The sequence below is a fragment of the Sphingomonas sp. VDB2 genome, assembly GCF_047946695.1.
Taxonomy (GTDB): Bacteria; Pseudomonadota; Alphaproteobacteria; order Sphingomonadales; family Sphingomonadaceae; genus Sphingobium; species Sphingobium bisphenolicum.
Window position 1 is genome coordinate 363,801 of record NZ_CP159616.1, and the last position, 20,690, is coordinate 384,490.

Consider the following 20,690-nt stretch of genomic DNA (forward strand, 5'->3'; position numbering starts at 1 on the left):
CGGCGAAGGTCATACCGCGTCCGGGCTTTCCCTGCCCCACATGCGTTCGTCGCACCAGGCCATGCCCTCGTCATAGCTTATGGCGGGATCGCGGTCGGCGCTCAGAAAGATCGGGCCGTCCAGATCGCAAATGTCGCACAATTGTCCCAGCAGGAAGCTGGGCGCCATGCTGAGCGTGGAGCCGCCCATATTGCCCACCATCACGCCCAGCCCGGCGGCCTTCGCAGCCTTGGCGATCATCAACCCTTCGGTCAGGCCGCCGCATTTGTCGAGCTTGATATTGACCACGTCGAAGCGGCCGACCAGTCCCGGCACATCCTCCAGTGTCAGCGCGCTTTCGTCCGCCGCCAGCGGAATGGGCGAGCGATAGCCGTCCAGATCGGCCTCCCGCCCACGCGCCAGCGGCTGTTCGATCAGGGAGACATTGGCCGTCACCATCGCGGCCACCAAGCTGTCCAGCTCGTTGATCGCGAACCCCTGATTGGCATCGACCCCCAACCAGACATCGGGCCGCGCGGCGCGGATCGCGGCGACGCGGGCAATGTCCAAATCCAGCTCGCCGGTCAGCTTGATCTTGATGGCGCGCACCGGACCGAAGGCAACCGCGGCCTGCGCCATCTTCGCCGGATCGTCCGCACCCAGGGTGAAGGTGGTGACGACGGGCTTCGGCGCGTCCAGTCCGGCCAGTGCCCAGATCGGCGTGCCGTCGCGTTTCGCTTCCAATTCCCATAGAGCAGCATCGACAGCATTGCGCGCGCCGCCGGCCGGAAGGATCGTGCGCAACTCCTGGCGGGTCGGCCCGGCCTCGATCGCCGTCCGCGCCCGCGCCAGTTCAGCCAGCATATGGGGCTGTCGATCGTCCAGATAATAGACGCCATCGCCTTCGCCGCGCCCGCTATGCCTGCCATCCGACAGGGTTGCGATCACGCAGTCCAGCCCTTCGAAAACATAACCCGAAATGCGAAAGGGTGCTTTGAAATCGAGCCGCTGGGCTTGCACGTCGAGTGTCAGAGCGGTGGTCACAGTAAGAACTCCTGAAGCGTTCGGGCGCAAGTCGCCCGGCACCCGCGCATTGCTCGCGGGTGAAAAGAGGGATTGTCGGGAAGTTTGGCCGAGGCCGGGCGACGCGGCGTCGCCCGGCCTCGGCCCGCCATTACCAGTTGGCGCCGAAGCTGATGAGATGGAAGGCGAGCGCCACCCACAGCATGACGACGGCGGCGCCGAGCAACAGCACGCTCCATAGCCTGCCGAACCAGCCACGCTTGTTCCTGAAGGCCAAACAGGCGTTCCAGCCGGCGACGCCGACGAAGCCGAAGAAGAGCAGCAGTCCGGCGATCTGGTTGAACCAGATGAGACCGGCCGACGTCACATAATCGCTCGCTATGACCACCACAGCGACCCAGCTGCCGAGTAGCCCCAGCATAGCCCAGGCGCAGGCGGGCACGACGCGATGCAGCGCCAGGTCACGACCCGTCAGTTCCAGCTTCGCGCCATAGCGCTTGCGGTTGATGGCGCCGACGGGCCAGGCGAGCGCAGTCAGAACCAGAATGGCCAGCGCCCCGATCGCCAACGGCTTAAGCCAGGCGCTATTCTTGTACCAGGGTACCGGATCCCACACCATGATCGGTGCGACCGGGCCGTAGAAGACCCGCGTGACCTTTCCATTTTCGACACGTGCCGCGAATTGGTCGCCATCCTCGGTCGATTGCCAGACATAGGGCGAGACCTCGACCCATTTGCGCGGCGCACCGCCGATGGTCTTGAATGCGGGTACCGACAGCTTGCCGTCCTTGTCCGTGCCAACGTCCATCTGGCTGAGAAAACCCATCATCGCCGCCCAGTTCTCGACCGGCGCACGGCTGGTGCCATAGGTGCCGGCAACCTGCGCCGCATGGGCCTTGGCCGTCGCCAGTTCCTTGGGCGCGGGCTTCGGCGCGGGAAAATAGCGGTCGGCGAACTGCTTGAAGAAACTGTTGCGGATCGGACCGACCGCGCCGTCTTTCCCCATGCTGTTCAGCGAGATGTAGATGCCGACATTCTTGCTGGGAAACAGCGACAGATCGGAATGGAACCAGCGCGTATCGCCGCCATGGGCGATGGCGCTGATGCCGTTGATCTTTTCCTCATAGAAGCCGAGCATCATGTGGTTGAGGCCCGGTAGCGGCTCGTTGGCGGGCGAATGCATCAGCTTGGTCGTTTCAGGCTTCAACAGCGGACCGCCATCATTAAGGTGCGCGATCATGAATTTCGCCATGTCGGCGCCGCTGATGGACGAACTGCCGGCCGGGGCGACCGAGACGATCTCGAACGGCTTGCCCTCGCCCGATCCCAACTGATAGCCTGTGGCCATGTGCGGCTGGAGCGCGGCCGGCAGAGGCTGGCGGAAGCTCGCATATTTCATGCCGAGACGCTGGAAGATATTGCGTTCGATATAGTCGTCGAACGGCATACCGCTGACCCGTTGCACGATATAGCCGGCCAGCGCGGTCGCGTAGTTGGAATAGGCCGGCGTCGATCCGGGCGCATAGACACGGTGCGGCGTCCAGCGCTTCAAGGCGACTTCCAGCGTCGGAATATTATCGCTCTTGCCGATCAGGTCGCGGCCCGCTTCCTCGAACCCGGCCGTGTGCGTCATGATGTTGCGCAGCGTGATCGGCTTGCCATCGAAAGGCGGAATCTTGAAGTCGAGATATTGATTGATGTCGGCGTCGAGGTTCAGCTTGCCTGCCTCCACCTGCTGCATCACCGCCGTCCAGGTGTAGAGCTTCGACACCGAACCGGGGCGGAAAAGGGTGGTGGCCGGATCGACCGGCCTGCGCTTGGCGACATCGGCATAGCCGAAGCCGCGCTGTGTCAGCACCTGCCCGTCCTTGACGATGACGACCACGGCGCCGGCAACATCCCCCCGTGCCAGGGCATAAGGCAGGAACCCGTCGAGCCAGGCGTCGGCATCCTGTTTGGTCAGCATATGCTGCCCATCGAGCACGGGCGCAATCGGCACGACGGCGCCGGGCCTCGCGGCTGGCTGCGGCAGCAGCGAGGGCGCATCGAGGGGCGCCTGTTGCGCCACGGTAACGCCGCCGGCCAGCGCCAGCGCGCCGGCGGCCAGATATTTCATCCATCGCATGATGCTGCGCCCTTCCCTGTTGAAGCTGTGTGAAGATTGTCCCGTCATGGTTGTGCCAGCCCGCTGCGGATGGCCTGTCCGGGGAACTGGCCGTCGATTACCCGCCCGTCGCGCGCCATTAACGTGCCGCCGACCAAGACGTAGCGGATGCCGACCGACGCCTGCATCGGCTTTTCGAATGTCGCACTGTCCTTGATCTTCGCCGGGTCGAAGACGGTGATGTCCGCATCGGCGCCCACAGCGAGGCGTCCCTTGCGCGCCATCTGGGGCGATATCTTTTCCAGCCTGCGGGCCGGCATGATCGTCATCTTGGCGATCGCGGTCTTGAGGTCGAGCAGCTTGCGATCGCGGACATAGACGCCCAGCACTCGCGCGAAAGTGCCCGCACCGCGCGGATGCTCGCCCGATGTGGTCCAGGGTACACCGTCCGATGCGATGCTAACCACAGGATCGGTGACGGCCAGATCGACGATGTCGCTGGGGATGACGTGGATGATGACGGCGGCGTCTGGCTGTTCCTTGCGGTAGCGCTCGAACGTCGCCTGCGTCAGCCGCTCGCCGGTGGCGGGCCACTGAACCGCTTCATAACTCACGCCGTTGCGCTGCTCCCATCCGTCCGAAAAGAAGCTGGAGCCGATGGCGGTGCTGCCGGCGGTATAGGGATAAGCCTCGGTCGTAATGTCGATGCCATGGGCCTGCGCGCCCTTCACCAGTTCGAGCAGCGTCGGCACGTCGCCAAGGCCGGTCGAGGCGATATGCACGATCTGAAGCGACGCCCCGGTGGTCGCCGCGTCAGCAATCACTTCCTGCACGACCGCGATCGGCACGCCGCTCGCCTTGTCGAGCGGACGACTGCGGACATGCGTGAAGACCGGCGCCCCAGTCTTGCCCGCCGCCTGGAAAATGCGGAAAATCTCGCGCCGTCCGGCGCCCGGCACATATTCTATGCCAAGGCCATAGCCGAGCGCGCCGGCCTTCACGTCCCGGTCCATCAGATCGGCGATCTGCCTCTCCTGCGTGGGGTCGGCGCTCTTGGCCAGCATCGCCGGATCGGCCGCAACCTGATGTGGACCACTTTGCGCGCAGGACTTGGCCGACAGGACCTGCAACCGCGCACAGATGTGGGAGGCAGACGCGCCAAAATTGATGAGAGCCTTGCCCCGCATCCGGGCGTGGAGATCGGCGACCGGCAACGTGCCGATCTCCATGTCGATCGCCGTGGTCACGCCGTCCAGCAGTTGCAGTCGCTCCGCCACGGGATCCTGTCCATGGGCGTGCAGGTCGATGAAACCAGGCGCAACCACCATGTTCCTGGCATCGAGCCGCCTCCCCCCGCCGAGCGATGCCGTCGAGATGGCCGCAATACGTCCATCCTTGATAGCGATATCGGCGATTTCGTCCCGGCCGCTATCCGGATCGATCACCCGCCCGCCGGCCAGGATCAGGTCATAGCCTGGGGCAGGAACAGCAATCGCTTCTCCCGCCAGCAGCAGTCCTGCAACTACCGCCGCTCCATGCCGGAAGGAAGAATAGGCAGCGCGCATCTTCAGATCCTTTCATCAAGAATGCCGGACGACGACGGGCAAGGACCCCATCGCCGTCCGTATCGCTGTCGGGCGATCAGAAGTTCAGCTTCACGCCGCCGGAGAAGTAGCGGCCGATCACATCGTAATTCGCGTTGGTATATTGCGACAGCGGCGGATCGCGATCGAACAGGTTGTTGACGTTGCCGTAGAGGGTGAAGGCGCCCACCTTGAAGCGGACGGCAAGATCGACATAGGTGCGTCCGCCAATGTCGTTGTTGAGCGGCAACTGGCCGTTCGGACCGGGCACATAGGTATATTTTCCACCGCTGACATGCCGGACGCGCAGGTCCGCGCCGAAATGTGGGTCATCATAGCCGACCGACGTCGTCACTCGCCATTTTGGCGTGGAGAAGGCCGTATCGCCTCCGACGATACCCGCGCGGTCGGTGGTGGTGACGCCGTCGTCGATCAGCAGTTCCATGACATGGGTCGCCAGCGACCGGACGGTGACGCGCCCCGCCCCTACCGGCACCTGATAGGCGGCTTCAATATCCAGCCCTTTGGTCTTATACTGGGCGAGGTTGCGATAGGTGCGCAGAACCGAGACGAGGCCGCCATTGGCGTCACGCTCGATCAGGCCACCGCACAGATTGTCGTTCGGATTCTGCGCAGCGCAGAGGTTCAGCACGTCCTGAGGTGCAAGCGTGACGATTACACCATCAATCTTGATCTTGTAGAAATCGACCGACAGGCGCAGTCCCGGCACGAAGTGCGGCGAATAGGAGCCGCCCAAAGTCAAAGTGTGCGAGATTTCCGGGTCGAGCGCCGGATTGCCGCCCGTATAGCTGAATACGTTCAGCGCTACCGAATTATTGCGGAACGGATCCTGCATATTGCCGATGTTGGTGGCACGACCCAAATAATATTCGTTGATGCTGGGCGAACGGATGTCACGTGAATAGACGGCACGCAACAGCAGATCGTTGACCAGTCGAAGAGTACCACCAGTCTTCCACGACCAGATGCCACCGCTTGTGCTGTAATCGGAATAGCGGGCCGCGCCGTTCACTTCCAGTTTGGCCGTGTCCGCTACGTCGAGTAGCGGTATCGCGACTTCAGCAAAGAATTCCTTGACGTTGAAGCCCCCATTGGTGGGCGCATAGTTGAGCGTAGCGAAAGCGCGGGTCGCCGACAGCGCGTCGATCGAGTTGGTAACGAATTCTTCCCAGCGGAAATCGCCGCCCACTGCAATGTCGACCGGACCGGCCCAGGTGGAGAAAGGCTGGCCACTCACGCTGAAGCCTGCCGCGTCCAGCTTGGTGGTGCTGGTCGAGGAGGCATCGCCAAAGGCATAGGCACGGCCGGCATCGCTGATCTTGCCATTGCCAAGAATGTCGATCGGCACGCAGGCGGCGTCGTCATTGGCCGTGCTGGCATCCGCATTGACACGGCAGACCGGGCTGCCATTGACCAGCACTGCGTCGATCGCTTTGTTGAAGCGCGCCGCGATACGCTGATTGCCCAGCGTCTGGCGGTTTCGCAATTCGCCATGGTCATAATAGAGCTTGTAACTCCAGCCATTGCCGAAGCTGCCGTCCAGCCCGATCGCCCCTTCCAGATTGCGGCGCGCATAGTTGAATCGCAACATGCCGTCCGGCCCGACATCGTCCAGGATACGCCCAAGGATGAAGGGGCCGGTGACGCCTGCCGCCGCCAGTTGCGATCTGGCGGTTGCGGTCAGGAATGCGTTATCTTGCTGGATGACGGAAATCGGCGTTTCCGGAAAGAAGCTGAAGTCGCCCGCCATGCGGTTATAGCTGCCTTCGGCCCAGATTTTCAGATTATCGGTCAGGTCGTAGCTGATACGGGCGAAAAGATTGGTTCGTTCATAGGGGGTGCTGACCGACAGATAATCATAGATGCTCTGTCCGCCGCCGCCGATGGTCTGCTGGCCAAAGGTTTCGCTGCCCAACGGTAGCGGGCCGACCGATCCGTCCGGGTTGAACACAAGATTATAGGGAACCGCGGAGGTGCTGAGGATCGATCCACCACGATTGAGAATGGTATAATTGACGTCATCCGTCAGCACGAGCTGGCCGTCGGCGCGCTGGAACAGCCCGCCGTTCAGGTTCGGCCGGGAATCGCGATCGAACGCGCCCTTGCTCTTGAGATATTCGCCGCCGACCATGATATGGCCGCGATCACCCGCGAATTTCGCACCCCAGGCCATGTCGCCGCCGAAACGGTAGCCATCACCCCGCGACGAGATGCCGGTGTTGGCGCCCATTTTCCAGCCGGTCAGATCATCATCCAGAATGACGTTGACGACACCCGCGACCGCGCCGGAACCCCAGGCGGCCGATGCGCCGCCCGTCACCACATCGACCCGCTTGATCAGATTCTGCGGCACGCTGTTCAGATCGGCGCTGCCGGTAAAGCGATGTCCGTTAAGGAGCGTCAGCGTGCGCACCGCGGTCAAGCCGCGCAAATCGGCGGGTGAAGCAGCGGCAGTGGTGTTGCCGGTGGTGGTTTCCGGGGTCGATGTCGGCCGGAATTGCGGGATGTCGTTCAGCGCCTGGGCCAGGCTGGGCCGGTCGCCCTGCTGTAATTGTTCTACCCCCAATATGGTGGTAGGCGTGGGCGCATCGAACCCCTGCCGCTGGATGCGCGATCCGGTTACGATGATTTCGGATTCTGCGACCTGTTCCGCCGGCTGTTGCGCCATGGCGGGCGACATGCCTGCGATCCCCGCCAACGCGGTGCCCGCAAGCCACAACAAATGGTTGGACTTCATGCTCATACCCCTTTGCACCCATCGAAGGGGCGCAGCACGCCAAGGCCGTCCGCTTATACTTCGCCTATTTCTCGCCTGACGTAACCGCTTCCTCCGATTCAAGTGAGAAGGATAAGAACATTAATATGAGGACAATTCAATCCTAAATGAGATAAAATTGTCATATCAGAAAAATAAAGCCGCCGGTCGAGTTGATCGGCGGCGTGGGATCGAGTCATTTCCCGGCGGACGGGACCAGATGATAGGTAACGTGCGGCTGGGAACCGAAGGAAAGGCGAAGATCGTCCGGCGCGCCGTAGAACAGCAGCCGGTCATAGGGGCCACCCGCTCGTGCGCCGGTCACTTGTTCATAGAGCGTCGGCCCGATCTGCTCCCAATAGCTTTTGCGTCCCTGCGCCTCGACCAGCAGGCCATGTTCGCCCTGAATTGAAAGCTTGAGATCGCCCGCCGGATCGGCCGGCTTGGCATAGTCGCGACGATTGACGCGGTAAGCGCCGACCGGTGGCGCCGCGCCAGCCTGCGTCCAGCGCGTTGCAGGGGCCTGCGGGAAGAGGCGCCCGACGATCGCGTCGCTCAGTTCGGTGCGAGCCCCATAGCTCCCTTGCCCGCCCGTCATCGACACGAAGAAACCAAAATCCGCTTCGGGCGCAAGCAGCAGATAGCTGTGAAAATCCATGGTGTTGCCGCCATGACCAACCAGGCGAGGCCCCGCTTCGCGCGCGACCATGAAGCCATGGGCCATGCCCGGTAGCCCCGGCGCGTTAGCGATCGAGTCGCTTTCGAGGAAATGAACCGATTCCGGCTTCAGGATGCGCGCCGCACCCAGCGCGCCATTGCCCAACATCGCCAGCATGAAGCGCGCCATGTCAGGCGCCGTCGCCGCGGCCGATCCGGCGGGCATGATCTTGTCATAGCGCTCATAAGGCTTCGCCTTGTAACGCCCATCCGCAAAGGCATAGCCCAGCGCCATATGGGCGGCATTGGCACCCGTCAGCGGTTCGCGGAACGTGCTGGTCGTCATGCCAAGCGGCTTGAAAATATGGCGTTCCACATAATCCGGGAAGGGTTCGCCGGACACGCGCTCGACGATATAGCCGGCCAGCGCCGCACCATAGTTGGAATAGGAAATCTCTCCGCCGGGCGCCCAGAGCCGCTGGGGAATATGAGTCTTGAGGAAGGATTGATAGGCCTCCTCCTTTTCCCATTCCCCTTCGGCGTAAGACAGGTCGCTCATCCCCACAGCGTGGGCGAAGAGATAGCGAACCTTGATCGGCTTGCCTTCAAACGGCGGAATTGCATAATCGAGATAGCGATTGACGTCGACATCCAGGTCGACTTTGCCGGCCTCCACCTGCTGCATCAGCGCCGCCCAGGTGAAAAGCTTTGATACCGATCCTGGTCGAAACAGCGTGTGCTGCCCATCCACCGGGATGGCGCGATCGACATCGGCGAAACCATAGCCGCGCGTCATCACCACCTTGCCACGATAGACGACGGTAATGACAGCCCCCGCCACTTCGCGCTGCGCGATCTGCTGCGCCATAATGCCGTCGATGAAATCCGGCAGCCCCACGATGCGACTCCTGTCGAGGGAGACGGGCGCCGATGCCTGCGGCGCCTTCGCCAACGCCATATTGCCGGACGGCGCCAGCAGGAGAAGGGCCGCGGCACCGCGCAAGGCGAGCCTCCACCCGCGCCTGTCATGATGGTCGAGATGCATCATTTCCGCCCCTCATATATTCTCGTATCAGGAATTATTTCTCTATACAGGACGAAACATAATCGGCAAACTCTTTTCCAATTCGACAAAAGGGGATTGGACATGGACAAGATAAACAGCGTTTCGCGGCGGCAATTGCTGGCCGGCACGGTCACAGCCGCGGCACTGGCTTTTCCGATGATCAATGGCGGCCTCTATCAGGCCTGTGCGGCTTCACCGCGCCGTTATTCGAAGCGAGTGACCGATCTGGTGAAAGGGTCGCTCATCATCGACATGCTGGGGCCGTTGACGCTCGACTTCCGCCCGGACGTCTATGCCGAGCCGGTGAGCGAAAAATGGGCGGCGGATTTCCGCGCGAGCGGCATTACCGCTTTCCACAACAGCATCGGCATTGGCGGGCCGAACGCGCGCTCTGAAACGCTGCAATGGCTACTGGCCTGGACCGGCTTCGTCGCGCGCAATCCGCATCTGTTCCAGGGCATAGGGTTGGGTGTCGACCTCGATCGAGCAAAGGCGGACGGCCGGATGGGAGTCATAATGGGCCTTCAGAATAGCGACCATTTCGAAACATTGGCGGATGTGAAGACATTCTATCAACTGGGACAGCGCGTGTCGCAGTTGACCTATAACAGCCAGAACAGAATAGGATCGGGCTGCACCGATCGTATCGACGGCGGCCTGTCCGACTATGGCGTCGCGATCGTCGCGGAGATGAACAAGGTCGGCATGGTGGTCGACGTGTCCCATTGCGGCGACAAGACAACGCTGGACGCCATCGCCATGGCCAGCGGCCCCATCGCGATCACCCACAGCAATTGCCGGGCGCTCAACAACCATCCCCGCACCAAGACGGACGAGGCGATCAAGGCACTGGGCGCCAAGGGCGGCGTGATGGGCATTACAGGGGTGCGCAACTTCCTCACCGCGCAGGAGCCGACGACCATCGCCAATCTGGTCGACCAGGTCGATCATGTCGCCAAGCTGATCGGCATCGACAAGGTCGGCATCGGGTCGGACGCTGACATCTACGGTTATGACGATATGGAACCGACCGCCTATGCCAAGCTGAAGGCCGGCTACAAGGGCAGTTACGCCTTTCGCGACAAGATCGACACGGATGGATTCGACGACCCGCTGAAGATGTATAATCTGGTAGAGGAAATGGTGCGCCGCAATTATTCCGACGATAATGTCCGGGCGGTGCTGGGTGGCAATTTCCGCCGGTTGCTGGGCACGACCTGGAAATAATATCGACGGAATATGGCGGCGGGGCGATCAAAATGCCGCCGCCGCCATCAGATCGGCAGTTCGTTCGTCGATTTGATTTCCGACAGGGCCACCGTCGAATTGATTTCCTGCACGCCCGACAATTTGCTCAGGCGCTCAAAGAAGAAACGCTCATAGGCGTCGATGTCCTTCGCCACGATCCGCAACATGAAGTCCATCGTGCCCATTAGCACATAGGCATCCAGCACCTCCGGAAAGCCCCGGATGGCTTCGCTGAACTCATCGAGATTGGCGCGACCATGCGCATTGAGCTTCACCTGTGCGAAGACATGGGCATTCAGCCCGACCTTGCGTCGGTCGATCACCGCCACGCGCTTGCGGATAAGACCCTCCCGTTCCAGCCGGTCGATGCGACGCCAGCAAGGCGATGGCGTCAGTCCGACCTTCTCGGCGATTTGCGCCGTCGTCTGACTCGCGTCACGCTGCAATTCGCGGAGAATCTTCCGCTCGAAATTATCGAGATCGATCATATTATCCACATTATAGCACAGTGTCGGATAAATCATCCCACCATCCTCGGATTGACCGGAAAATGAGGCAAGTTTCTTCTCGCGCGACGGTGGATAAGCCGGGCGGCAATCCCAGAGGAGAAAATCATGGTCGTCCGCCCTGCCCGCCTGAACCCGCCGATGCAATCAGTGCGTCTGCTCGATCCCGAAAACGGCCTGGACGGGGTCATCGCCATCCATTCAACGGCCATCGGTCCGGGGGCGGGCGGGTGCCGTTTCTGGCACTATCCCGATCTGGAATCGGCCTTTGACGACGCCTGTCGCTTGGCCGAAGGCATGAGCTACAAGAATGCGCTGGCCGGCCTTCCCTTTGGCGGCGCCAAGGCGGTGTTGCGCCGCCCCGAAGGGGCGTTCGATCGTACCGCGCTGTTCCGTGCCTTCGGCCGCGCGGTCGAGGCACTGGATGGCCTGTACGTCACCGCCGAAGATGTCGGCACGACCGTCGCCGACATGCGCGACGTATCGTCCGCGACGCGTCATGTCGCCGGGCTGGATTCATCGGACGATCAGGCTGGTGGCGATCCTTCGCCCTGGACGGCGCTGGGGGTGTTCGAGGCGATGCGGGCCGCCGCCCGCCTGACATTGGGCGCCGAACTGTCGGACCTGACCGTGGCGGTCCAGGGAACCGGCAATGTCGGGGCCAGCCTGTGCCGCCGCCTGGCCGATGCGGGCGCACGGCTGATCATCGCCGACATCGACCCGCGTCGTCGCAATGCATTGAGCGCCGTCCTCGACGCCCATATCGTCGATGTCGAAGACATCGCATCGGTCGAGGCGGACATTTTCGCGCCCTGCGCTCTGGGCGGCGCGCTGACGGTGCAAAGCGTGACGGCGATGCAGGCCAGGCTCGTCTGCGGCGCCGCGAACAACCAGCTCGCCTCGCCCGAAGTCGCCGACCTGCTGCTGGAACGCGGTATCGCCTATGCGCCCGACTATGTCGTCAATGCCGGCGGCATCATCAGCGTGTCGGCCGAATATCTGGGCGAGGATCGCGCGAGCGTCGCGGCTCGCGTCGACCAGATCGGTCCGCGCGCCGGCGAGATACTGGATCTCGCCCGCCGCGAAGGCCATTCCCCCGCATGGGTGGCGGACGAGATGGCCGAACGGATCATCACCGCCGCCAGCCGTCAGGCTGCTTGAACCGACCTCACCATCTAAGCGCCGCGCGGGCCAGGATCAGGCTGTTGCCTGCGCGGCGATACGGGATGCTGTGCGGCGGCAGCGGGATCGTTTTCGCGCCTTCGGGCCACTGGTCCCGGACTTCGATCAACTGGATGTCCATCTGGCCCGGTCCGGCCGCATCCATGCTGACATGCACCGGATCAGCTCCGCTGGCGTGGAACGTCATAGACGACCAATCGCCCGCCTTGATCGGCCCTGACACCGGCTGATCCATCAGCCGCAGGTTCCGCAATTCCACCGAAGGCTTGAAAAATAGGCGCATGAACCGCCCGCCATTGCGATTGGCCGCGACGAGGTTGATGCGATGCCCATTACCGGCGGACGTCGCAGTCAGTCGCAGCACCGGCCGGGCGTAGGCGGCGGGCTTTGCCGGCGCGATCCAATGATCGTCCTTGGCGATTGGCGCGATCGACCCCAGCCGAGGCACGCCGCCATCCTGCGACAGCGTGCGCCGGACCCAGCCGCCGCGATCCAGCCTGGCGCTCACCCAATTGGCGCGCGCGCTGTCGATGTCGGCGATGTAGAAGGCTTCGACCATGTCCGGATTGTCCGCCGTCGGCGTTCGCGCATCAATGGCCGCGGCAACGAAAAGGCCCAAGCCGGCGACCGAGCCGATCGAGGCGACGCGCAGGAGATTGCGCGACGACCAGAGCAGTGGCGCCAGCGCAAGCAGTGTCAGCAGGATGAAGGGGGTTACGATGGCCGGGAGCGACACCCCGATCATCAGGAAGAAGTCATAGCCCGCACGAGCCATCAACCCCGCGATCAGGATGGCCGGCGCCGTCATCGCCAACAGTCCCAGCGGCTGAAGGGTGCCAGTGGGCGCGAACAGGAGCATCGCCAGCGGCAATGCGAACAACAGCAGCGGCCATAGGAGAATATGAGCGCCATTGGGCAACATGATCTGGAACGCAAGCGCCAGCAGCCCGACCAACGTCATAGCTCCTGCAAACCAGCCGCTCAACGATACAGGTCGTCGCATATTGGCGAAAACCAGGAGAGCAGCGCCGCCGCCCAAAATCAGCGGAATCGCGCTGAAGCTGCCGAGAAAGCCTGTCGCCAGACCCGCTATCCCCAGCCCCAGGGCCGCGACCTTGGGCCTTGCCGTCATGGCGACGCCGAGCAACAGCAGACCGAAGCTGATGCCCAGCAGGGCCGTGGCCGCCAGCAGCGCGCCAAACTGGCCGATCAGCGCATAGGGGGTCGACAGGTCGCGCACGATCAGGTTGGCCAGGCGCAGCGCGAGCATCAGCATCGTCGCGATGCCCAGCAGCAGAGCCAGCAGACCGCCCGCGCCAGCCAGCATATCGCGCCAGTCGATGGTGCGCCGGGCCAACGCGACACCCGTCATGGCGAAAGTCGCGCCGATCGTCGCAATCGCCAGCACCCACCCCAGCCATGACGGGTAGGCGATCAGAAACAGGCCGAACAGGTCGGAAAAGATGCTGTCATCCTGCGCCCGGTCGAGGCTGTCCGCCTGAGCGAACAGGCGGACAGCCGGCAACACCTGATCCCCCATATGCTGAATGCTGCCGGCATTCAGCCGGTCGGGCGTGGACAGCGCCGTGTGATAGGCCATCTGATGCCCGACAAAGGCGAAATTCAGGCCAGCAAGCCCCTTGTCGAGCGCCGCCGTGAGGTCGGTGTCGTTGGGCATGTGTTTGTAGATCGTGACGAGCAGCGAGTCGGTCGCAGGCGACGGGACGGCCTGTCGATAGACATCGATCAGGCGACTGTTTCCGGCGCTGGTCTGGAACATCAGCGCCCTGCCGCTGTCGCCCCGCGCTTCCAGATTGATGACCAGCCCGATGCGTCGGCGCAGAGGGTCGCTTGCGAAAAAGGCGGTCGATCCCAGCAGGCCGGCTTCTTCGCCATCGGTGAAGAGGAAGATCACCGATCGCCGTAACGCACCCGCCGCTTTGAGCGCGCGCGCCACTTCCAGCGCAACCGCCACGCCCGACGTATCGTCCCCCGCCCCCGGCGACAGCGCCGCGGTGTCATAATGCGCCATCAGCAGCACGGCAGGCAATGTGGGATCGATTCCCCGATATTCCGCCACGATATTCTGCATCCGGCCGGCCAGGGCGACATCGTTGAAATAGCGTCGCGCCGAAATGGCGGTTTGCGTGCGGAGCAGCGGATTTAGGCCTAGCGCCTGGGTCTGCTTCATCAGGTAACGCCTGGTGTCGTCTATCTCCGGCGATCCGGTCGGATGCGGGCGGGTGGCGATGGCGCGGACATGTTGCATGGCGCGATCGGCGGAAAAGTCGGTCGTCGGCGCGGTGGCGGATTTAGGCGCGGGCAAGCGGTTGGCCATGATCCCAAGCGCGACCCCGCAGGCAATGACGAGCAGGGCGAGCGCCCAACGCGACAGCGAGTTGGACAGTTGATTGACGGCTTCGTCAGCAGAAATTTTCTTCATGGACATTTATTGTCCTATTTGTAGAAAATAATCAAATTAGGAAAATGATTCCGTCCGTTTTCCTGCCTCAAAGCAAAAGGGCTTGCGGGGGATGGGGGCATATGAACGCACGCGAGCGAAGCAATTGCAGAAAAGATCAGGGGAAGCCCCGCCCCGTCATGCCAGCATGGCTCTCAGCGCCTTTTTGTCGATCTTGCCGACGCTGGTGCGCGGCAGCGCTTCGACCAGCAAAAGCCTCTCCGGAATGGCGTAGCGGCTGATGCGACCCGATGCGACATGCTGCTGGAGCTGCACGCATAGCAGATCCATATCGGGCGGCGTTGCCCCCCGGGCCGCGACGATGAAGGCGACAGGCCGCTCGCCCCATTTTGCGTCCGGCATGGCGATGACGCCCGCCTCCGCCACCCCAGGCAGCGCAACCAGCAAATCTTCAAGATCCACCGAGGACACCCATTCCCCTCCAGACTTGATGACGTCCTTCAGCCGATCGACAATGCGCAGCGCGCCATCGCCATCCAACGCCGCGACGTCACCCGTATGCATCCATCCGTCTGCCCACAATGTGTCGGAATCCGGCTGCGTGGCATAGCCCTGCGTCAACCATGGCGCGCGCAGCAGCAGTTCGCCACCCTTGTCCACGTCGATCCGGGCCTGGACCAGGATAGCGGGGAAGCCGGCACGGCAACATTTTGCCACGTCCGGTTGTAGTCCCCGCGCCAGCGCCACCACCGGACCGGTTTCGGACATGCCATAACCGGCCAATATCGTGATGCCAGCCATTTCGGCCTCCTGCGCCAAAGCAGCCGGCAGTGCCGATCCGCCGATGACGAAGGTCCAGGGCGCCAGACTGTCTCCGCCGGCTGCATTGGCGTCCAGCAGCATACGCAGGATGGTCGGCACGCAATGGGAAAAATCCACGCCCTCCCGACGCTTGAGCGCCAGCAAGGTCGCGGGATCATAGCGACCGGGATAGACTTGTTTGACACCCAGCATCGTCGCGACATAGGGCATTCCCCATGCGTGGACGTGAAACATCGGCGTCATCGGCATGTAGACATTCGTCCGCCGCATTCCCTGCCCGTCGGGCTGGTTCGCCAGCGTCGCCGCCAGCGCGATCGTGTGCAGGACCAACTGCCGGTGGCTGAAGAAGACCTGTTTGGGATCGCCCGTCGTCCCGGTGGTGTGAAAGGTGGTGGCGATCGCATTCTCGTCGAAATCGCCGAAGATGAAATCGGGGCTGGCGGCGGCGATCAGCGCTTCATAATCATTGTCTTCGTCCGCCCCGTCCATGACGATCAGGCCCCCAATCTGCGGCAGCGCCAGCAATAGTTGGGCGCAGAGGGGCGCGAAATCGGCATGATGGAGGAGGAAGGATGCGCCCGACTGGCGCAGCGTGAAGTCGATCTGGGCGGGCGACAACCGGACATTCACCGTTTGGAGGATCGCGCCCATCATCGGAATGGCGAAATAGCATTCGAGATAGCGGTGGCTGTCCCAGTCCATCACCGCCACCGTATCGCCGGCCCGCACGCCGCGCGCCGTCAGCAAGGCCGCCAGCCGCGTTACACGATCAACGAACGCACGATAGCCGAAGCGCAGCTCGCCACTGACGATTTCCGCATCCGTCTGGTTCGCGACATTGGCGAGCAGATGGCGGATCAGTAGCGGATAGGCATAGGCGTTCGCGCCAGGCGTCGACAGAATTCTGGGCGTGTTCACCCGATCGCCTCCGGCATGCCGGGGACAGGACGACAAAGTGGAGCGACGACGCACATCCTCGACCGCGACATCATGATGGGAAGTTAAGGCTTTGGTCGGGTGAAGAGCGCCGCCCCAACGCGACGCCGGCCATGCGGCTACACATGACGGGCCATGCAGATGAAGGGATCATATGCCACCTTTTCAGCTGGGCCTATGGCTGCTGCCATCGCCCTTCCTTCTCCAGGCGCCGAGTGTCTTCGCTTCCCGAACGCAATTCAAGTATTTTTCAAAAAAAGAAATATTTTTTCACTATCGATCATGCCGATGATGTTTTCCTATCCCGAGCTTTTGCAGTCGCCGTAACCCGCTATGCACCCGCGCTTCGGCGCACCACCAGCCGCGCGGGCAACATGCTGGCCGGCCGATCCTTTCCTTCTATCTGCGCGACCAGCGTGTCGATCAGCAATTGCCCGGCCCCCTTCATGTCCTGCATGATGGTGGTGAGCGGCGGGGTGGTCAGGCTGGCGGCGGGGATATCGTCGAAGCCGACGATGGCGACGTCGTCCGGAACCGACAGGCCCGCCTCGGCCAATGCGCGCATCGCGCCGATTGCGATCAGGTCGCTCGCGGCGAAGATCGCATCGAAAGGCCTGCCCCGCGCGATCAGCGTCCGGGCGGCGGCGTGCCCGGCATCCTCTGCGGTCAGCGCATCGACCTGCAGCGCCGGGTCGGGCGCAATGCCTGATATCGCCATCGCGTCGCACAGCCCCCGGTAGCGGTCGGCAAATTCGGGATAATGTTCGTCCGCCTGTCCCAGAAAGGCGATGCGCCGCCGACCGATCCCCAGCAGATGCTCACCCGCCAGTCGCCCGGCGCCGATATTGTCCGACCCCACGGTCGGGCCGATCGTCGCCTCTCCGACCGATCCCCAGCGGACAAAATGCGTGCCGTGATCGACCAGTTCGGTCAATCGCCGGGCATAGAGCGTATAGTCGCCATAGCCGAGCAGGATCAGGCCGTCGGCGCGATGGCTGTCCTGATAGCGGACATGCCAGTCATCCTCCATCTTCTGGAACGAGATGAGCAGATCCAGTCCGCGCGCGCCGCATTGCCGCGTGATCGATCCCAGCATGGCGAGGAAGAAGGGGTTGATGTTCGATTCGTCGGGGGTGGGATCTTCGAAGAACAGCAGTGCGATCGTGTTCGACCGCTGCGACCGGAGCGACGAGGCGTTCTTGTCCACCGAATAATTGAGTTCGCGGGCGATCGCCTCGATCCGCTGACGCGTGGCGAGGCTGACCGATCGCGATCCGCGCAGCGCCCGGCTGACCGTGGGCTGCGACACGCCGGCCAGATAGGCGATGTCGAAGCTGGTCGGCTTGCTGCTGGGCTGGCGCCCCATATCCTTCTCCCGGCGCGGTCGATACGCCACAGCCATGGTAGGGCGAGCTGCAAAGCAAGGCAATCGTGGCCCTGGCGACCATGGCCCAGTGGCATCACGGCCACAGTCGGGCGGCGCGCATATTATGCGTATACGTATGCCTTATGGCCGGGCCGCGCGAACGGGGCGTATGACCGGCCTACCCGCAGGAACGTGGCGCTGCACAGCCACGCCTGCGGCCAGGGTTCCAACATCGGCCAATAGTCTGTCCGATGTTCATGGGGGAGAGGATAATAGTGGCTCAACATCATCATCGCGTCCGTTTGTTCGGCGCATCGCTTCTGGCCATCATGGCGACGGCCGCCATCCCCGCCTTCGCCCAGGACGCCCCGCAGGCCGACGCCGCGCCGCAGGATGCAGCCAACGACACGATCATCGTCACCGGCTTCCGCGCCGCGCTGCAGAGCGCCGTCAATGTGAAGAAGAACGCCGCGCAGATCGTGGAATCGGTGTCAGCCGAGGATATCGGCAAGCTGCCCGACGCATCGATCGGCGAATCCATCGCCCGTCTGCCGGGCCTGACATCCCAGCGCCTGTTCGGCCGCGCCAATTCGATCGCGATCCGCGGCGCCAGCGCCGACCTGTCTTCGACCACGCTCAACGGCCGTCCGCAAACCTCGACCGGCGAACAGCGCAATGTCGAATTCGACCAATATCCGTCTGAAGTCGTCAGCCGCGTCGATGTGTTCAAGTCGCCCCAGGCCAACCTCATCAACCAGGGTCTGGCCGGTACCGTCGACATCCGCACCATCCGTCCGCTCGACTATGGCAAGGAATTATTCTCGGTCGGCGCGCGCGGCGTCTATACCGATCTTGGCAAGGTAAATGCCGACAGCAAGGACAAGGGCTATCGCCTGACCGGCACCTATGTCGGCCAGTTTGCCGGCGACCGGATCGGCGTGTCACTCTCCGCAGCCTATAATGACGAGCCCTATCAGTCGAAGGAGTTCGAGGCCTGGGGCTATGCCGACGGGCCGAATGGCGACAAGGTGATCGGCGGCATCAAGCCGTTCGGGGTATCCACCCAACTGAAGCGCCTGGGCATCCAGGGTGCGGTGCAGGTGCAGGCGACCGACACGCTGCTGCTGACCTTCGATGGCTTCTATGGCGACTTCAAGGAAAAGCAGATCAAGCGCGGCGTCGAATTCCCGCTCTACTGGAGCGGCGCGAGCCTGGTTCCGTCCAGCATCGGCACCGACGGCGACTTCATCAACAAGGGCACGTTCACCGGTGTCGAGGCCGTGGTCAACAATCATGGCTATGAGCGCAAGTCGAAGATATTCTCAGGCGGCTTCAACGCCAAATATACCGGCGACGATGGCTGGTCGGCCAGCTTCGACTTCGGCTATTCGCGCACCGATCGCAACGAACTGTCACTCGAATCCAATGCCGGCACCGGCTATGGTCCCGGCAATGGCGCGACCGATACGCTGGACTTCGTCAGCGACGGCAAGGGCACCCATTTCACCAGCCACCAGCTCGACTATAGCGATCCCAATCTGATGGTGCTGACCGATCCGCTCGGCTGGGGCGGCGGCGCGCCGCTCGGCCATCAGGAAGGCTATTATAACAACCGCATCATCGACGACGAGATCAAAAGCTATCAGGTCGAGTTCGGCAAGGAGATTGAGGGCAGCTTCCTGTCGAAGATCACGGCGGGCCTGGGCTATGTCGACCGCACCAAGTCGAAGACGCCGGAAGAATATGTGCTGAACCTTGCGAACGGCGCAACGTCGCTGGTGCTGCCCGAGCAATATCGTCTGGCGGCGACCGACCTGAGCTTCATCGGCGTCGGCCCGATCCTGTCCTACGATCCGTTCAAGCTGCTGGCGGACGGCGTCTATATCAAGACGCTGAACCCCAGCAAGGATGTGCCGGCCAAGGCCTATTCGGTGACGGAGCGGGTAATGTCGGCCTATCTGATGGCTAATATAAAATCCGACATGGGATCGGCGGAGCTGAGCGGCAATTTCGGCGTGCTGGCGCAAAATACCGAACAGAAGTCGCGCGGTTTCGTGAATCTGGCGGCGGCTTCGCTCGTGCCGACGACGCGGGGCGATAATTATTGGGACATCCTTCCCAGCATGAACATGTCGCTGCGCTTCCCCAGCGACTTCGTCATCCGTCTGGCCGCCGCGCGTGAAATCCAGCGTCCCCGGTTCGAGGATATGAAAGTCAGCCTGGATTATGGCTATAACACCGCCAGCGGCGTCATCACCGGCACCGGCGGCAACCCCTATCTTCGTCCCTATCGCGCCTGGGCGGCGGACCTCAATTTCGAGAAATATTTCGGCACCAAGGGCTATGTCAGCCTGCAACTCTTCGCGAAAAAGCTGCAAAGCTATGTCTATCGCGAGACGGCGGCGTTCGACTATACCGGCCTGCCGGTGGTTCTGCCGCCCGGCGTCACCGATCCCGACGGCACGCTGACCCGTCCCGTCAACGGCAAGGGCGGCAAGCTTTACGGCTTCGAAGTCGCAGGCACCGTACCATTGGACATCGTCACCCCGGCGCTCGACGGCTTCGGCCTGACCGGCGGCGTGGGTTATACCAAGACCAGCATCAAACCAGGCGTCGGCGCGGCGTCGGAAGACCTTCCCGATTATTCGCGCTGGGTCGCCAACGGCACGCTCTTCTTCGAAAAATGGGGTTTCAACGCCCGCGGTTCGGTGCGCTACCGTTCCGCCTTCGTCGGACAGTTCGTCGGCTTTGGCGGCGAGCGGGAGTTGCGCCGGGCGCTCGCGGAAACCATCGTCGACGCGCAGGTCGGCTATGATTTCCAGAAGGGCAGCGCGCTCGAAGGTCTGTCGGTGTTCGTGCAGGGCCAGAACCTGACCGACGAACCCTTCGTCTCGGTCGATACCGGCGCGTCGATCCAGATCCGCAACTATCAAAGCTATGGCCGCCGCTTCATGGCGGGCTTCAACTACCGCTTCTGATGTGTAGAGTGGCCCGGCGGCCTTGTCGTCGCCGGGCCTTTA

Annotated in this window: 13 protein-coding genes; 4 read left to right on the forward strand and 9 right to left on the reverse strand. The window is 62.7% G+C overall.

What is annotated here, in order from left to right:
• Window positions 1-9: 9 nt before the first annotated feature.
• The 5 genes from ABT375_RS20185 to ABT375_RS20205 form a co-directional block, all read right to left on the reverse strand.
• Window positions 10-1,023 carry a dipeptide epimerase gene (locus ABT375_RS20185; RefSeq protein WP_224546904.1) on the reverse strand — a complete coding sequence of 338 codons (1,014 nt, stop codon included), beginning with the start codon at window positions 1,021-1,023 and terminating at the stop codon, window positions 10-12.
• Between the two features lie 130 nt (window positions 1,024-1,153).
• Window positions 1,154-3,127 carry a serine hydrolase domain-containing protein gene (locus tag ABT375_RS20190; protein ID WP_416465810.1) on the reverse strand — a complete coding sequence of 658 codons (1,974 nt, stop codon included), beginning with the start codon at window positions 3,125-3,127 and terminating at the stop codon, window positions 1,154-1,156.
• A 44-nt stretch (window positions 3,128-3,171) separates the two neighbouring features.
• Complete coding sequence (locus ABT375_RS20195; RefSeq protein ID WP_416465812.1) at window positions 3,172-4,671, reverse strand: amidohydrolase family protein; 1,500 nt, start codon at window positions 4,669-4,671, stop codon at window positions 3,172-3,174.
• Window positions 4,672-4,747: 76 nt separating this feature from the next.
• Entirely contained in the window at window positions 4,748-7,447 is a 2,700-nt protein-coding gene (locus ABT375_RS20200; protein WP_416465813.1) for a TonB-dependent receptor plug domain-containing protein, read from the reverse strand.
• 214 nt (window positions 7,448-7,661) lie between these two features.
• Window positions 7,662-9,170 (reverse strand): serine hydrolase domain-containing protein, encoded by a 1,509-nt coding sequence (locus ABT375_RS20205; RefSeq protein WP_416465815.1) that lies wholly within the window; start codon window positions 9,168-9,170, stop codon window positions 7,662-7,664.
• 99 nt (window positions 9,171-9,269) lie between these two features.
• Between ABT375_RS20205 and ABT375_RS20210 the strand changes: the two genes are divergently transcribed.
• Window positions 9,270-10,415: a dipeptidase gene (locus ABT375_RS20210; RefSeq protein WP_416465817.1), complete on the forward strand. Its 1,146-nt coding sequence runs from the start codon at window positions 9,270-9,272 to the stop codon at window positions 10,413-10,415.
• A gap of 47 nt (window positions 10,416-10,462) precedes the next feature.
• Here the strand turns inward: ABT375_RS20210 and ABT375_RS20215 are convergent, their stop codons facing one another.
• A complete protein-coding gene (locus tag ABT375_RS20215) occupies window positions 10,463-10,924 on the reverse strand; it encodes an Lrp/AsnC family transcriptional regulator (RefSeq protein WP_224547090.1) in 462 nt (153 codons plus the stop codon).
• A 126-nt stretch (window positions 10,925-11,050) separates the two neighbouring features.
• Here ABT375_RS20215 and ABT375_RS20220 point away from each other — a divergent pair, with 126 nt between their 5' ends.
• Complete coding sequence (locus tag ABT375_RS20220; RefSeq protein WP_261937335.1) at window positions 11,051-12,103, forward strand: Leu/Phe/Val dehydrogenase; 1,053 nt, start codon at window positions 11,051-11,053, stop codon at window positions 12,101-12,103.
• Between the two features lie 7 nt (window positions 12,104-12,110).
• On the opposite strand, the gene ABT375_RS20225 is transcribed toward ABT375_RS20220, so the two are convergent.
• Together ABT375_RS20225 and ABT375_RS20230 are read right to left on the reverse strand one after the other, a co-directional pair.
• Window positions 12,111-14,567 carry a M20/M25/M40 family metallo-hydrolase gene (locus ABT375_RS20225; RefSeq protein ID WP_416465819.1) on the reverse strand — a complete coding sequence of 819 codons (2,457 nt, stop codon included), beginning with the start codon at window positions 14,565-14,567 and terminating at the stop codon, window positions 12,111-12,113.
• A gap of 156 nt (window positions 14,568-14,723) precedes the next feature.
• Window positions 14,724-16,286, reverse strand: a complete 1,563-nt coding sequence (locus tag ABT375_RS20230; protein ID WP_416465820.1) for a long-chain-fatty-acid--CoA ligase — start codon at window positions 16,284-16,286, stop codon at window positions 14,724-14,726.
• A 153-nt stretch (window positions 16,287-16,439) separates the two neighbouring features.
• On the opposite strand from ABT375_RS20230, the gene ABT375_RS20235 reads away from it, so the two are divergent.
• On the forward strand, window positions 16,440-16,631 hold the full coding sequence (locus ABT375_RS20235; protein WP_416465822.1) for a hypothetical protein: 192 nt from the start codon (window positions 16,440-16,442) through the stop codon (window positions 16,629-16,631).
• Between the two features lie 4 nt (window positions 16,632-16,635).
• Here the strand turns inward: ABT375_RS20235 and ABT375_RS20240 are convergent, their stop codons facing one another.
• Window positions 16,636-17,670: a LacI family DNA-binding transcriptional regulator gene (locus ABT375_RS20240; RefSeq protein WP_416465824.1), complete on the reverse strand. Its 1,035-nt coding sequence runs from the start codon at window positions 17,668-17,670 to the stop codon at window positions 16,636-16,638.
• Window positions 17,671-17,999: 329 nt separating this feature from the next.
• On the opposite strand from ABT375_RS20240, the gene ABT375_RS20245 reads away from it, so the two are divergent.
• Window positions 18,000-20,648, forward strand: coding sequence for a TonB-dependent receptor (locus tag ABT375_RS20245; RefSeq protein WP_416465879.1), 2,649 nt, complete (start codon window positions 18,000-18,002; stop codon window positions 20,646-20,648).
• Window positions 20,649-20,690: the final 42 nt, after the last annotated feature.